The organism is Pseudomonas sp. MF09156 (genome assembly GCF_059862305.1).
On sequence record NZ_JCBCUR010000002.1, the window covers coordinates 575409 to 589967 of the forward strand.

Here is a 14559-nt window from a genome sequence, read left to right on the forward strand (position 1 = left end):
AAATGTGGGAGCTGGCTTGCCTGCGATGCTTTTGCCTTGGCTTTAGACCGGGCAACCCTTGGCGCGCAAAATCGCGTCAAAGCGATCAGGGTCCAGGGTGCCGGCTTCGATGGCGGCCAGTGTGGCTTTCTCGCGGGCCAGCAGGTCATGGCAGCGCACCAGCAATTCCGGCAGTTCGCTGCGCGAGGCGGCGACCACGCCGTCGCCGTCGCCGATCATCAGGTCGCCAGGCGCTACCAGCATGCCGGCGCAGGAGATCGGTACGTTGATCTCGCCGCCGCCGTCAGTGCTCGGGCCACGATGCACGCCGCCGATGGCGTAGGCTGGCAGTTCGCCGGTCTGCCATTCGTCGAGGTCGCGCAGGGCGCCGTTGATCACCACCCCGACAATACCGGCCTTCAGGGCCATGGCGCGCATGATGCCGCCGAACACCGCACGGGTCAGGTCGGCGCTGCCGTCGATCACCAGCACATCGCCCGGGCGGGCCATTTGCATGGCTTTGAGAATCATCAGGTTGTCACCGGGGCGCACTCGCACGGTCAGCGCGCTGCCGAGCATCGGTGCATTGCCGTGGAAGGCCTTCAGGCCCAGGCCACCGACGTTACGGCCCAGGCAGTCGCTGACGGCCGCGGCCGGAATCTTGCTGAATTCCTTCAGCCATTTCGGGTCCAGCGGTTCAACGTTTGGATTGATCAGGAAGCCGGTAGGCCATTTGCTCGAAGAAACGACATCAAACATGAGAAAGCCTCGTGGCCAGGCAGAAGCCGGCGTGTCGGTAGGAAGGTGAAACGTTTGCGCGAGGGACTAGATTAGGCCGGCGCGGGGGGTGGGATCAAGGGCGGGGCAGTGTAGGAAGAGTCTGGGAAGATGTGTGTTGGCTGGGCGGGCCTCATCGGGAGCAAGCCCCCTCCCACATTTTGATGGGTGAATACATTCAAATGTGGGAGCTGGCTTGCCTGCGATAGGAGCGCCGCGGTGTAACGCTTACCGCGCGGTCGGACCCACTTCACGCAACGGCTTGCCACGCACTGGCGCATCGCCGGCCACGTAGTAGTCCGCGGTGCTGCGCGGCAACTGGCGGCCACGCATCTTGTCGGCGATTTTCTCGGCGATCATGATGGTTGGCGCGTTCAGGTTGCCGGTGGTGATGATCGGCATGATCGATGCATCGACCACCCGCAGGCCCTGCATGCCATGCACGCGGCCTTCGCCATCGACCACGGCCATTTCGTCGGTGCCCATCTTGCACGAGCAGGAGGGGTGGAACGCGGTTTCGGCGTGTTCGCGGATGAACTTGTCCAGTTGCTCGTCGGTTTGCACGTCGATGCCCGGGCTGATCTCGCGGCCACGGTACGGGTCCAGTGCCGGCTGCTGCATGATTTCACGGGTCAGGCGGATGCCATCGCGAAACTCTTGCCAGTCCTGCTCGGTGGCCATGTAGTTGAAGAGGATGCTCGGGTAGTCCCGTGGGTTCTTCGACTTCACTTGCACACGGCCACGGCTCGGCGAACGCATGGAGCCCATGTGCGCCTGGAAGCCGTGCTCTTTCACACCGTTGCTGCCGTTGTAGTTAATCGCGACCGGTAGGAAGTGGTACTGGATGTTCGGCCATTCGAATTCTTCACGGGTACGGATAAAACCGCCCGCCTCGAACTGGTTGCTGGCGCCGATGCCGGTGCCGTTGAACAGCCATTCGGCACCAATGGCCGGCTGGTTGTACCAGAGCAGCGACGGGTACAGCGAGACCGGCTGGGTGCAGGCGTATTGCAGATACAGCTCCAGGTGGTCCTGCAGGTTTTCACCGACGCCTGGCAGGTCGTGGACCACCGGGATGTCGAGGCTTTCCAGGAGTTTGGCCGGGCCTACACCGGAGCGTTGCAGCAATTGCGGCGAAGCGATGGCGCCGCTGCACACCAGCACTTCCTTGCGCGCGCGGGCTTCAACACGTTCTTCGGCGGCACCGATCAGGTAACGCACGCCGACCGCACGCTTGCCTTCGAACAACACTTTGTCGGTCAGGGCATGGGTGACGATGGTCAGGGTCGAACGTTTCTTGGCGGTGTCCAGGTAGCCACGGGCGGTACTGGCGCGACGGCCTTTGGGCGTCACGGTACGGTCCATCGGGCCGAAGCCTTCTTGCTGGTAGCCGTTCAAGTCCTCGGTACGCGGGTAACCGGCCTGCACGCCGGCTTCAACCATGGCGTGGAACAGCGGGTTATTCCCGGCTTTAGGCGTGGTCACGCTGACCGGACCTTCGCCACCGTGGTAGTCGTTAGGGCCGATGTCGCGGGTTTCGGCCTTGCGGAAATACGGCAGGCAGTCGAGGTAGCTCCAGTCTTCCAGGCCTGGCAGCTTCGACCAGTTGTCGTAGTCCATGGCGTTGCCACGGATGTAGCACATGCCGTTGATCAGCGACGAGCCACCCAGGCCCTTGCCGCGCCCACATTCCATGCGGCGGCCGTCCATGTGTGGCTCTGGATCGGTTTCATAGGCCCAGTTGTAGCGGCGGCCTTGCAGCGGGAACGCCAGGGCGGCGGGCATCTGGGTACGGAAATCGAAACGGTAGTCCGGGCCGCCGGCTTCCAGCAGCAGGACGGTGACGCCTTCGTCTTCGGTCAGACGGGTCGCCAGGGTGTTACCGGCGGAACCGGCACCCACAATGATGTAGTCGTATTCTTGGGACATAAATGCACCCTCTTTGGAGATGGTCAGGTCAGGCGAGGGCGTTGCCCTCGATCGCCGGCAAGCCGGCTCCTACAGGTCGTGCGCAATTCTTGTAGGAGCCCGCTTGCGGGCGATTGGCGGTAGCCGGGTTAGAACACCGAGGCGTAGTCGCCCAGCTCAACCTGTACCGATTTGATGCGGGTGAAGTTGTTCAGCGAGCTGATGCCGTTCTCACGGCCAACACCCGACTGCTTGTAGCCGCCCACCGGCATCTTGGCGTCGGACTCGCCCCAGGCGTTGATCCAGCAGATACCGGCTTCCAACTGATGAATCACGCGGTGAGCGCGGTTCAGATCGCGGGTCACCAGGCCCGCGGCCAGGCCGAAGTCGGTGTCGTTGGCACGACGGATCACTTCTTCTTCGGTCTCGTAGGTGAGGATGCTCATTACCGGGCCAAAGATTTCTTCACGCACGATGGTCATTTCGTCGGTGCAGTCAGTGAACACGGTCGGTGCCACGAACGCGCCCTTGGCGAAGTCGCCGTCGGTCAGGCGGTCGCCGCCGCACAGCAGGCGTGCGCCTTCTTCCTTACCCTTGGCGATGTAGCCCAGCACGCTTTCCATGTGGGCGAAGCTGACCAGTGGGCCGAAGTTGGTGTTCTCGTCTTCTGGGTTGCCGACGCGGATGCGCGCAACACGCTCCACGATCTTGGCTTCAAAGGCAGCTTGCAGGTGCTTTGGAATAAACACGCGGGTGCCGTTGGTGCAGACCTGGCCGGAGCTGTAGAAGTTGGCCATCATCGCGGTGTCGGCGGCGCGATCCAGGTCGGCGTCGTCGAAGATGATCAGCGGGGATTTGCCGCCCAGTTCCATGGTCACGTCTTTGAGCGAGGAGCTCGAAGCGCTGGCCATGACCTTCTTGCCGGTGTCGGTGCCGCCGGTGAAGGAGATTTTTTCGATGCGTGGGTGCTCGGTCAGCCAGGTGCCGACTTCACGACCGCTGCCGGTCAGGACGTTGAACACGCCATCCGGAACGCCGGCTTCGGTGTAGATCTCGGCCAGTTTCAGGGTGGTCAGCGACGTCACTTCGCTTGGCTTGAAGATCATTGCGTTGCCGGCCGCCAGGGCTGGGGCAGACTTCCACAGGGCGATCTGGATCGGGTAGTTCCACGCGCCGATACCGGCGACCACGCCCAGCGGCTCGCGGCGGGTGTAGACGAACGAAGTGGTACGCAGCGGGATCTGCTCGCCTTCGATGGCGGGCACCAGGCCGGCGTAGTATTCCAGCACGTCGGCACCGGTGACGATGTCGACGTACTTGGTTTCAGAGAAGGATTTACCGGTGTCCAGGGTTTCCAGGGCGGCCAGTTCATCGTTGCGCTCACGCAGGATTTCCACGGCGCGACGCAGGATGCGCGAACGCTCCATGGCGGTCATCGCGGCCCAGATTTTCTGGCCCTTTTCGGCGCTGACCACCGCACGCTCAACGTCTTCGAACGTAGCGCGCTGCACGTTGGCGAGAACTTCACCGTTAGCCGGGTTGATGGCTTCGAAGGTGGCATCGCTGCCAGCGTCGCTGTAGCCGCCGTCAATGTAGAGTTTTTGCAGTTCGAAACGGGCCATAAAGTCCTCGCAAGTGCATAAGTGGTTGGCGTTAACCACTGAAGGGGCATAGCCCGCTCAGCAGCAGTTCAGGGGTTGAGCGTTTATGTGGGCTCTAACTCACCTGCTTGGCCAATTGGAAATCCATGTATTCGTAAGCGATCCGTTGCGCCTGCTCCGTGTCGAAAGCGTCTCCCGACAGGGCGCCGCGCAACCACAAGCCGTCGATCAGGGCCGCCAGGCCTCGGGCTGCGCTGCGTGCATCTTCCAGCGGCAGCACACGGCGGAACTGGCAGCACAGGTTGGAATACAGGCGGTGATCGTTGATCCGCTGCAACCTGTGCAAAGACGGGTGGTGCATGCTGGTGGCCCAGAAGGCCAGCCAGGTTTTCATTGCCGGGCCGTTGACCTGGCTGGCGTCGAAGTTGCCGCCAATAATCACTTGAAGGTGCGCCCGGGGGCTGTCTTCCTTCAATGCCTGCCGGCGTTCGTGGACGTTCTCGATCAGCACATTCATCAGGTACCGCATGGTTGCGGCGATCAGGCCATTCTTGTCCTGAAAGTAGTGACTGATGATGCCGTTCGAGACGCCGGCCAGACGGGCGATCAGCGCAATGCTGGCATCTCCCATCCCAACCTGATCGATGGCCGTCAATGTGGCTTCGATCAACTGCTGGCGGCGTATGGGTTGCATACCGACCTTGGGCATGTAGCACCTCTCCTTAGGCCTGCCGACGGGCGTAAACGTTCGTCGGCTTGAGGGCCAGTCTATTTTGTTTTGATTGAACGTTCAATCAACAAAGAATAAGATCTGCGACAAATGGTCGCTGCCTACAGGTATTTCCTACATGTCGGCAGGCACATCTGACATCCGTAAAAACCCTTGAAACCGCCCATGACCCTGGGTCGCTGGGGTTCGGGGATTTTCGGGATGTCTTTATAACACCCGTCCGTCGACTGCCGAAAAATCGATGGCGCGGGTCACGCGCTGCCTTGTGTCCTCTCTCGCACTGCCCGGAGCCTCTGTGCCATGAGTTCTGCCTCTCTTATAAAGACCCCACCGGAAAAGGTGCGGGTCAACGGTTGGGTGTTCTACACCTCCACCGCGCTGATCCTGTTGTTGACCGCCGTTCTGATCATCGCCCCGCAAGAGGCCGGCAGAATGCTGGGAGTCGCCCAGACCTGGCTCTCGAAGAGCTTTGGCTGGTACTACATGGTGGTTATCGCCGCCTACCTGGTATTTGTGGTGGGCCTGGCGTTTTCGTCCTACGGCAAATTGAAGCTGGGCAGCAAGGCCGATACCCCGGACTTCAGCTACGGCGCCTGGGCCGGCATGTTGTTCTCCTCGGGCATCGGCATCTCGTTGCTGTACTTCGGCGCGTCCGAGCCGTTGGACCACTACTTCAACCCGCCCGAAGGCGCCGCCGCCACCCATATGGCCGCGCGCCAGGCGTTGCAGTTGACCTTCCTGCACTGGGGCCTGCATGGCTGGGCGATCTATGCGCTGGTCGGCCTGGCCGTGGCGTACTTTGCTTACCGCCATAACCAGCCGCTGGCCCTGCGTTCGGCGCTGTACCCGTTGATGGGCGAGCGCTGGGTCAAGGGTGCGGCCGGTCATGCGGTGGATGGCTTCGGCATGTTCGTGACCCTGCTGGGCCTGGTGACGAACCTGGGGATTGGTTCGATGCAAGTGTCGTCCGGGCTGGAAAACCTGTTCGGCATGGAGCACAGCAACACCAACCTGCTGATCGTGATCATCGTGATGAGCACCGTGGCGACCATCGCCGCCGTGTCGGGTGTGGAGAATGGCATTCGCCGCCTGTCCAACCTGAACATCGCGCTGTTCAGCGGCCTGCTGATTTTCGTGCTGCTGTTTGGCCCGACCCTGCACCTGCTCAACGGCTTTGTGCAGAACCTGGGCGACTACATGAACGGCCTGGTGCTCAAAACCTTCGACCTCTACGTGTACGAAGGCGATGGCGAGAAGTCCGAGCGCTGGATGGGCCTGTGGACCCTGTTCTACTGGGCCTGGTGGATTTCCTGGGCACCGTTCGTAGGCATGTTCATCGCGCGTATTTCCCGTGGCCGTACCGTGCGTGAACTGGTGGCTGGCGTATTGCTGATCCCGCTGGGCTTTACCCTGGCGTGGCTGTCGATCTTCGGCAACTCGGCGTTGGACCTGGTGCTCAACCACGGTGCGGTGGAGCTGGGCAAGACCGCGCTGGAGCAGCCATCCATGGCGATCTACCAGTTGCTGGAATACTACCCGGCGTCGAAAGTGGTGATCGGCGTGTCGATCTTTGTCGGCTTTGTGCTGTTCCTGACGCCGGCGGATTCTGGCGCGGTGATGATGGCCAACCTGTCGTGCAAAGGTGGCAATGTGGATGAGGATGCGCCGCACTGGCTGCGGATCTTCTGGTCGGCGGTGATCACCCTGGTGACCATCGGCTTGCTGTTTGCCGGCAACTTTGAAGCCATGCAGACCATGGTGGTACTGGCGGGCCTGCCGTTCTCGGTGGTGCTGATCTTCTTTATGTTCGGTTTGCACAAGGCCATGCGCCAGGATGTGGCCATCGAACAGGAGCAGGCGCAATTGGCCGAACGCGGCCGTCGCGGTTTCAGCGAGCGCCTCACCGCCCAGGACCTGCAACCGAGCCAGGCGGTGGTGCAACGCTTTATGGACAAGAAAGTCACCCCGGCGCTGGAAGAAGCGGCCGTGGCATTGCGCGCCCAAGGGCTGGATGTGCAGACGCTGCTGGGTAAGTCCAAGCGCTGCATTGGCGTGCGGATCGAGATGGAAGGCAACCCGTTTGTCTACGAGGTGAGCCTGGACGGCTACCTGGCGGCGCCCAGTGAGTCGATCGAGGCGGACGAGGAGCGTGCGCGCTACTACCGCGCCGAGGTCTACCTGCACAACGGCGGCCAGGAATACGACCTGATGGGCTTCACCCAGGAGCAGATCACCCGGGATGTGCTCGATCAGTTTGAAAGCCATCGGCAGCTCCTTGGCCGTGTCTATAGCTGAAAAAAGCCGGCGGTGTCGTCACTGACACCGCCTGTTCAAACTTGGCAATGCGCTCAAATGTAGGAGCTGGCTTGCCAGCGATAGCGGTGTTGGATTCACTACCGCTATCGCTGGCAAGCCAGCTCCTACAATGACCCAGTTCCTTCAGTTGGGTCTTTAGCCCAGGTTCTTGCCCAGCAGGGCGTGGTACAGCTCGCTATCCCCCAGAATCCCGACCACCTTGTTGTTGTCGTGCAGCACCAGCTTGTTGCCGGTCTGGTAGCGAATCTGCAACGCATCGCGCATGCCGATATTCGAATCCACCAAGGTCGGCAACCGCCCCAGGCCTTCCACGGCTTGCCCTGGCGCCCAGTTCTGCAGGTTCATTGCCACGCCATTTTGCCGCGCGCCCTGGATGGTGTTGCCTTCGGCCAGGTCCAGCCATGAGTCGCCGCCTGGGTCCAGGCACACCGAGCCGTTGACCCGCTTGCAGTTGTCCAGGGTGCGCATCAGGCTGCGGCCGCACAACACGTTCAGCGGGTTGGTATGGGCGACGAAGGTGCGCACATAGTCATCCGCCGGGTTCAGCACAATCTCTTCCGGCACGCTGTACTGGATGATCTTGCCGTCTTTCATGATCGCGATCCGGCTACCGAGCTTGAGCGCCTCATCCAGGTCGTGGCTGACGAACACGATGGTCTTGCTCAGCTTGCGTTGCAGCTCCAGCAACTCATCCTGCAGGCCTTGGCGGATCAGGGGGTCGAGGGCCGAGAAGGGTTCGTCCATCAGCAGGATATCGGCGTCCATCGCCAGGGCGCGAGCCAGGCCGACGCGCTGTTGCATGCCGCCCGAGAGTTCGTCGGGCTTCTTGTTGCGCCATTGGGTCAGGCCCACCAGCTCAAGTTTTTCGTCCACCAGCTTGCGCCGCTCTTTCTCGGGGCGGCCCTGCATCTCCAGGCCAAAGCTGATGTTTTCGCGCACCGTGAGCCAGGGCATCAGGGCGAACTTCTGGAACACCATGGCGATGCGCTTGGTGCGCATCATTTTCAGCTCTGCCGGGGTGCATGAGGCGATGTCGATCTGGCGCCCTTCATGCTCGACAAACAACTGGCCACGGCTCACGGTGTTAAGGCCGTTGATACAGCGCAACAGGCTGGATTTGCCGGAGCCGGACAGGCCCATCAACACGCAGATCTCGCCTTTCTCGATATCCAGGCTGGCCTTTTCCACGCCGACGATCTGCCCGGTCTTTTTCAGGATTTCGTTGCGGTGCATCCCCTCGTCCAGCAGCTTGAGGGCTTCGCGTGGGTCTTTGGAGAAGATCACGTCGACATTGTCGAATCGGATAATGCTCATGCATCACCCCCTACTTTGGCGTCGGGTTGTTTGCAGATGCGGTCGAGCATGATGGCCAGCAGCACAATCGCCAGGCCGGCTTCAAAGCCCAGGGCAATGTCGGCGGTGTTCAGCGCGTTGACCACGGGTTTGCCGAGGCCGTCGGCGCCCACCAGGGCCGCGATCACCACCATCGACAACGACAGCATGATGCATTGGGTAATGCCGGCAGCAATGCTCGGCATGGCGTGGGGCAGTTCGATGCGCGAGAGCAACTGGCGGCGCGAGCAGCCAAAGGCCTTGCCGGCGTCCATCAACTCTTGCGGCACATCGCGGATGCCCAGGTAGGTCAGGCGGATCGGCGCGGCAATCGCGAACACCACCGTGGAGATCAGGCCAGGCACCACGCCCAGCCCGAAGAGGGTCAGGGTCGGGATGAGGTAGACGAAGGTTGGCACGGTCTGCATCAAATCGAGCACCGGGCGCATCATCGTGTAGAACATCGGCTTGTGCGCGGCAACTATGCCCAGCGGCACGCCGATCACCACGCAGACCAGGGTGGCGAACAGCACCTGCGCCAGGGTCTCCATGGTTTCCTGCCAGTACCCCAGGTTGAGGATCAGCAGGAAGGAGGCGATGACAAATACGGTCAGGCCCCACTTACGTTGAATGTAGTGAGCAAGCAGCGCAATCAGACCGATCAATGCCAGCGGATTGAACCAGGTCAGCGCAAACGTCACGCCGTGGATCATCGTTTCCAGTGTCGATGCGATCGCGTCGAAATAATCGGCGCCGTTCTGCGTCAACCATTCGACGAAGGCAGCGATGTACTGGCCTAGTGGGATTTTCTGTTCAGTCAGCATGGTAGTGAATGTCCACATGCGAAGAGGGAAAACATCCCGGGCCGGCACGCCGGCCCAGGGTCAGCGGTTACTTGTCGAGGTAGGCTTTCACGGCGGCAAGTCCTGGTTTGCCATCAAGGGTGGTGACCCCGGCGAGCCAGGTGTCGAGTACTTGCGGGTTCTTCTTCAGCCAGGCCTTGGCGGCTACGTCGGGTTTCATCTTGTCGTCGAGGACGTTGCCCATCAGGGTGCTTTCCATGTCCAGGGTGAACGACAGGTTTTTCAGCAGTTGGCCAACGTTGCTGCACTCCTGCACGTAGCCCTTGCGGGTGTTGGTGTAGATGGTGGCCTGGCCGTAGTTGGGGCCGAATGAATCGTCACCTCCAGTCAGGTACTTGAGTTTGAAGCGGGTGTTCATCGGGTGCGGTTCCCAGGCGAGGAACACAATGGCCTGGCCGCGCTTGGTGGCACGGTCCACTTGCGAGAGCATCCCCGCTTCGCTGGACTCCACCACCTTGAAGCCTGCGTCCTTCAAGCCGAACTGATTCTTGTCGATCACGCTCTGGATCGTACGGTTGCCGTCGTTGCCCGGTTCGATGCCGTAGATCTTGCCGCCCAGTTCGTCCTTGAATTTGACGATGTCGGCGAAGTCCTTCAGGCCCTTGTCGTACAGCGCTTGCGGCACGGCCAGGGTGTATTTGGCGTTTTCCAGGTTGGCGCGCACGGTTTCCACGGTGCCGGCATCACGATACTGCTTGATGTCGTTTTCCATGGTCGGCATCCAGTTGCCGAGGAAGATATCCATGTTCTTGCCGTCGGCCAGGGACTTGTAGGTCACGGGTACGGAAATCATCGTGGTGCGGGGCTTGTAGCCCAGGCCCTTGAGGACTTCGCTGGTGGTGGCGGTGGTGACGGTGATATCGGTCCAGCCGACATCGGAGAAGTTGACGGTGCTGCACTGCTCAGGATCAGCGGCGAGGGCCGCAAGGGGAAGACTCAGCATGGCGGCCAACAACAACGGGGGGGAACCTTTCATGGGTTTGGACTCCTGGTGTTTTTCCGGCGGTGCTTGACCGCGCTTATAAGTGTTGCAGTTGGGGCGTGCGAGCGATGTGCAGCCTCGGTGCCTTGCAAACGAGTCGAGACTGATCATGTACCAGTGAAAATCTGACGCCTACAGGGTGGGTCGTATCCAGTACAGGGATGGTCGTATCCAGTGTCGGTGACGTCGCTTACAGATTTTTCCATAGGCAAAACTGCACTTTTTCTCGATCTGCGCCGCAAAAAACGGCGATTACGTCCCATTGCACGGGGAAGACGCTGGTGAGCATGGGTATGTCGGTGTGAGACGCCGGACGGCGCAGTGAAAGCTTGATGATGCCGCCATCTGGGCGACTTGAGCGTAGCAGCTCCGCCACCAGGCGTTATTGCGCCTGGCCTGTGCTATCGAGGAGTTTCGCGCAATGGCTATCAGCGTTTTCGACCTGTTCAAGATCGGCATTGGGCCGTCCAGTTCCCACACCGTCGGCCCCATGCGCGCCGCGGCGTTATTCGTCCAGGGCTTGCGGGAACGTGCGCTTGTGGATCAGGTGCGGCGTGTCGAAGTGCAGCTGTATGGCTCGTTATCGGCCACCGGCATCGGCCACGGCAGCGACAACGCGGTGATCATGGGGCTGATGGGCGAGTGGCCAGACGCGATTGATCCATCGCAGATCGGCCTGCGTATCGAGGCCCTGCGTGAGACGCAGACGTTGCTGTTGGACAACCGCTTCCCGGTGCCGTTTGTGTGGTCGCGGGACATGCGCCTGATCGACGAAAACCTGCCATTCCATCCCAACGCCATGACCCTGGTGGTCTACGGCGCCCAGACCGAGTTGCATCGCGATACCTACTATTCGGTGGGCGGCGGCTTTGTGGTGGATGAAGCCCAGGCGCGCAGCGGCGTGGCAGATATGGACCGCACCGAACTGCCCTATGATTTCTCCAGCGCGGTGGAGTTGTTGCAGTTGTGCAAGACCCACAACCTGCGCGTCGCCGAACTGATGCTGGCCAATGAAAAGGTCTGGCGTTCCGAGGAAGAAATTCGCAGCGGCCTGATGAAACTCTGGCGTGCCATGCAGGACTGCGTCGAGCAGGGCCTCAAGCACGAAGGCATCCTGCCCGGCGGCTTGAATGTGCGCCGCCGCGCCGCCAAGTTGCACCGCAGCCTGCAGGAGTTGGGCAAGCCGAATGTGATCGGCTCGACCTTGAGCGCCATGGAGTGGGTCAACCTGTTCGCCCTGGCCGTCAACGAAGAAAACGCCGCCGGTGGGCGCATGGTCACGGCCCCGACCAACGGGGCGGCGGGGATCATTCCGGCGGTGCTGCACTACTTCATGAAGTTCAGCGAGCAAGTCACCGAGGCCAATGTGGTGGACTACTTTCTCGGTGCGGCGGCCATCGGCATTCTGTGCAAGAAGAATGCGTCGATCTCTGGCGCCGAAGTCGGTTGCCAGGGCGAAGTCGGCTCGGCCTGCGCCATGGCGGCGGCGGGGTTGGCAGAGATTCTCGGCGCCTCGCCGGAGCAGGTGTGCAACGCCGCCGAAATCGGCCTGGAGCACAACCTCGGCCTGACCTGCGACCCGGTGGGCGGCCTGGTGCAAGTGCCGTGCATCGAGCGCAATGCGATTGCAGCGGTCAAGGCAATCAATGCCGCGCAGATGGCGTTGCGTGGCGACGGCCAGCACTTTATCTCCCTGGACCGGGTAATCCGCACCATGCGCGATACCGGGGCGGATATGCATGACAAGTACAAGGAGACCTCGCGGGGAGGGTTGGCGGTGAGTGCTGTCGAGTGTTAAGCGAACCCAATGCTCAAAGCAGTGAAGATCCAATGTGGGAGCGGGCTTGCTCGCGAATGCGGTGTATCAGTCAACATCTTAATTGACTGACCCACCGCATTCGCGAGCAAGCCCGCTCCCACAGGGGATCTGCGCTTAACTGACTGGCATTGAGGCTTGCCCGCGATGACGCAGTGTCAAACCCCACTGCTCATAAAGTGAACACTTCACCCCCAACACGCCACCTTTTAGCGCGTCGCAAACAGATAAGTAGCCCCCAAACGATTTCCCTCCCGACCACCCGTCACCTGTGCGTGTGGTGACACACTTTTTCTACGCCCTGAAAGCGCCTTCCCACAAGTGCTACCGATCTGCTCACAGACCGTGAGCGTAGGCTTTTCCCGACTCATATCCTCACGCCGGGCGCGGGCTTATATAGACACCTCAATAGGTCGTTTTCAGGAGTTATTGAATACCTATTCAACTTTAGGCATGGCATTTGCTCTATCAATTCAAAGCCTCTCTCCTGACGGACGAAGAGTGCAATAACAAGAGCCTCGCCTGAGGCCATCACCTGCTTTGTGTGAGGAGATACCGCGATGACGTCGTTCAACTCCGGGGCTCAACCCCAGAACCGTGCGCCTCAATCCATCGGCTTTTTGCTGCTGGACAATTTCACGCTGATTTCCCTGGCGTCCGCAGTGGAGCCACTGCGCATGGCCAACCAATTGTCCGGTCGCGAGCTGTATCGCTGGACCACCTTGAGCGTCGACGGCAACCAGGTATGGGCCAGCGATGGCCTGCAAATCACCCCCGATTGCTCCATGCACAAAGCCCCGGCCCTGGACACCGTGATTGTCTGCGGCGGCGTGGGTATCCAGCGCACCGTGACCCGCGAACATGTGTCGTGGCTGCAAAGCCAGGCGCGCCAGTCCCGCCGCCTCGGCGCGGTGTGCACCGGCAGTTGGGCCCTGGCCTGCGCCGGCTTGCTCGACGGGTTTGATTGCAGCGTGCACTGGGAATGCCTGGCGTCGATGCAGGAAGCTTTCCCACGGGTGTCGATGAGCACGCGCCTGTTCACCCTCGACCGCAATCGCTTCACCAGTTCGGGCGGCACCGCGCCGCTGGACATGATGCTGCACCTGATCAGCCGCGACCACGGCCGTGAACTGTCGGCGGCGATTTCCGAGATGTTTGTGTACGAACGTATCCGCAATGAACAGGATCACCAGCGTGTGCCGCTCAAGCACATGCTCGGCACCAACCAGCCGAAGCTGCAGGAAATCGTCGCGCTGATGGAAGCCAACCTGGAGGAGCCGATCGACCTCGATGAACTGGCCGTCTACGTCGCCGTCTCGCGGCGCCAGCTGGAGCGCCTGTTCCAGAAATACCTGCACTGCTCGCCGTCGCGCTACTACCTCAAGCTGCGCCTGATCCGTGCCCGGCAGTTGCTCAAGCAAACGCCGATGTCGATCATCGAAGTTGCCTCGGTGTGCGGGTTTGTGTCCACGCCGCACTTCTCCAAGTGCTACCGCGAGTATTTCGGCATTCCGCCACGGGATGAACGCGTCGGTTCCAACACCACCCAGCAAGTGGCGATGATGCCGATTCCGCAGGCGTTGGTGTTGTCACCGTTGGCGGGGCCGATGTCGGCGTTGAGCCAGGCGCGCAATGAGTCGACGTTTGCCAGTGTAAGGCTGTAGACCGAGGCGCCTGCATCGCAGGCAAGCCAGCTCCCACATTTGGAATGCATTCCCCTGTGGGAGCGGGCTTGCCCGCGATAGCGGTGTATCAGGCCCCGGAACTCTTCCTGAATGCCACCAAAGCAGGCAACAACTGCTTATCAATCGCCTGGCGCACCGCCGGCAGAATCGTCGCGCTGCCGGTGTACATCTGCTCGACCATGCCCTTGAGTGCCTTGGCCCGCGCTTCACTCAAGCCGCGTACCGCACATTCACAGGCCTGCTCGGCAGTGGCGCCGCTGGACACCTCGAAACCCAGGGAGCGCAGTTGGCTCAGCAGGTCATCCTGATCAATCAAATCCGCGTGCATCATGATGTTCATCCTGGTTAGGGGAGACTTCGATCAGGTTCGATTCTGGTGGGCCGTCAGCGGGTCGGCAAGGCCTGAATGGCGCAATGGCTGGAACGACTATGAACAGGTCGTTTTCGGGCCAGTTGCCAAGGGTGGTTGCGGGCACACTTAGGCTCAAGCAAGCAGATTGAAGGTTTGGTCACCCTCGGCCCGCACGCTCGCACAAAGCACTCTGCCCCGATCCTGTCACGGCTGGATCG

11 protein-coding genes are annotated in these 14559 nt (G+C 61.1%); 3 read left to right on the forward strand and 8 right to left on the reverse strand.

Annotated elements, in window-relative coordinates; translation table 11 throughout:
• Positions 1 to 42: 42 nt before the first annotated feature.
• From AC19YY_RS08475 to betI, 4 genes are all read right to left on the reverse strand, one after another.
• Positions 43 to 738 carry an RraA family protein gene (locus AC19YY_RS08475; protein WP_029297314.1) on the reverse strand — a complete coding sequence of 232 codons (696 nt, stop codon included), beginning with the start codon at positions 736 to 738 and terminating at the stop codon, positions 43 to 45.
• A gap of 246 nt (positions 739 to 984) precedes the next feature.
• On the reverse strand, positions 985 to 2685 hold the full coding sequence (gene betA / locus AC19YY_RS08480; RefSeq protein WP_170042181.1) for a choline dehydrogenase: 1701 nt from the start codon (positions 2683 to 2685) through the stop codon (positions 985 to 987).
• Between the two features lie 128 nt (positions 2686 to 2813).
• Positions 2814 to 4286 (reverse strand): betaine-aldehyde dehydrogenase, encoded by a 1473-nt coding sequence (gene betB, locus AC19YY_RS08485; protein WP_170057605.1) that lies wholly within the window; start codon positions 4284 to 4286, stop codon positions 2814 to 2816.
• Between the two features lie 94 nt (positions 4287 to 4380).
• Entirely contained in the window at positions 4381 to 4974 is a 594-nt protein-coding gene (gene betI, locus AC19YY_RS08490; protein ID WP_032858683.1) for a transcriptional regulator BetI, read from the reverse strand.
• A gap of 378 nt (positions 4975 to 5352) precedes the next feature.
• Between betI and AC19YY_RS08495 the strand changes: the two genes are divergently transcribed.
• The gene (locus AC19YY_RS08495; protein WP_500604088.1) at positions 5353 to 7290 is read left to right on the forward strand and encodes a BCCT family transporter; all 1938 of its coding nucleotides are present in this window, start codon (positions 5353 to 5355) and stop codon (positions 7288 to 7290) included.
• 156 nt (positions 7291 to 7446) lie between these two features.
• Here AC19YY_RS08495 and choV read toward each other — a convergent pair whose 3' ends face one another.
• From choV to AC19YY_RS08510, 3 genes are all read right to left on the reverse strand, one after another.
• Positions 7447 to 8625, reverse strand: a complete 1179-nt coding sequence (gene choV / locus AC19YY_RS08500) for a choline ABC transporter ATP-binding protein (protein ID WP_029300678.1) — start codon at positions 8623 to 8625, stop codon at positions 7447 to 7449.
• Positions 8622 to 9467 carry a choline ABC transporter permease subunit gene (gene choW / locus AC19YY_RS08505; RefSeq protein ID WP_032858679.1) on the reverse strand — a complete coding sequence of 282 codons (846 nt, stop codon included), beginning with the start codon at positions 9465 to 9467 and terminating at the stop codon, positions 8622 to 8624. The genes choV and choW overlap by 4 nt, the downstream gene beginning before the upstream one ends.
• Positions 9468 to 9534: 67 nt before the next feature.
• Positions 9535 to 10482 (reverse strand): choline ABC transporter substrate-binding protein, encoded by a 948-nt coding sequence (locus AC19YY_RS08510; RefSeq protein ID WP_169953669.1) that lies wholly within the window; start codon positions 10480 to 10482, stop codon positions 9535 to 9537.
• Positions 10483 to 10909: 427 nt separating this feature from the next.
• Between AC19YY_RS08510 and AC19YY_RS08515 the strand changes: the two genes are divergently transcribed.
• Both AC19YY_RS08515 and gbdR read left to right on the forward strand, forming a co-directional pair.
• Positions 10910 to 12286, forward strand: coding sequence for an L-serine ammonia-lyase (locus AC19YY_RS08515; RefSeq protein ID WP_500604054.1), 1377 nt, complete (start codon positions 10910 to 10912; stop codon positions 12284 to 12286).
• A 578-nt stretch (positions 12287 to 12864) separates the two neighbouring features.
• Entirely contained in the window at positions 12865 to 13968 is a 1104-nt protein-coding gene (gene gbdR / locus AC19YY_RS08520; protein WP_029300670.1) for a choline metabolism transcriptional regulator GbdR, read from the forward strand.
• 88 nt (positions 13969 to 14056) lie between these two features.
• Here the strand turns inward: gbdR and AC19YY_RS08525 are convergent, their stop codons facing one another.
• Positions 14057 to 14320 (reverse strand): hypothetical protein, encoded by a 264-nt coding sequence (locus tag AC19YY_RS08525; RefSeq protein ID WP_170042183.1) that lies wholly within the window; start codon positions 14318 to 14320, stop codon positions 14057 to 14059.
• Between the last annotated feature and the right edge of the window lie 239 nt (positions 14321 to 14559).

Coding starts and splice junctions, on each gene's coding strand:
- AC19YY_RS08475 (WP_029297314.1), bottom strand. CDS start 738: ATGTTTGATGTCGTTTCTTCGAGCAAATGGCCTACCGGCTTCCTGATC.
- betA (WP_170042181.1), bottom strand. CDS start 2,685: ATGTCCCAAGAATACGACTACATCATTGTGGGTGCCGGTTCCGCCGGT.
- betB (WP_170057605.1), bottom strand. CDS start 4,286: ATGGCCCGTTTCGAACTGCAAAAACTCTACATTGACGGCGGCTACAGC.
- betI (WP_032858683.1), bottom strand. CDS start 4,974: ATGCCCAAGGTCGGTATGCAACCCATACGCCGCCAGCAGTTGATCGAA.
- choV (WP_029300678.1), bottom strand. CDS start 8,625: ATGAGCATTATCCGATTCGACAATGTCGACGTGATCTTCTCCAAAGAC.
- choW (WP_032858679.1), bottom strand. CDS start 9,467: ATGCTGACTGAACAGAAAATCCCACTAGGCCAGTACATCGCTGCCTTC.
- AC19YY_RS08510 (WP_169953669.1), bottom strand. CDS start 10,482: ATGAAAGGTTCCCCCCCGTTGTTGTTGGCCGCCATGCTGAGTCTTCCC.
- AC19YY_RS08515 (WP_500604054.1), top strand. CDS start 10,910: ATGGCTATCAGCGTTTTCGACCTGTTCAAGATCGGCATTGGGCCGTCC.
- gbdR (WP_029300670.1), top strand. CDS start 12,865: ATGACGTCGTTCAACTCCGGGGCTCAACCCCAGAACCGTGCGCCTCAA.
- AC19YY_RS08525 (WP_170042183.1), bottom strand. CDS start 14,320: ATGATGCACGCGGATTTGATTGATCAGGATGACCTGCTGAGCCAACTG.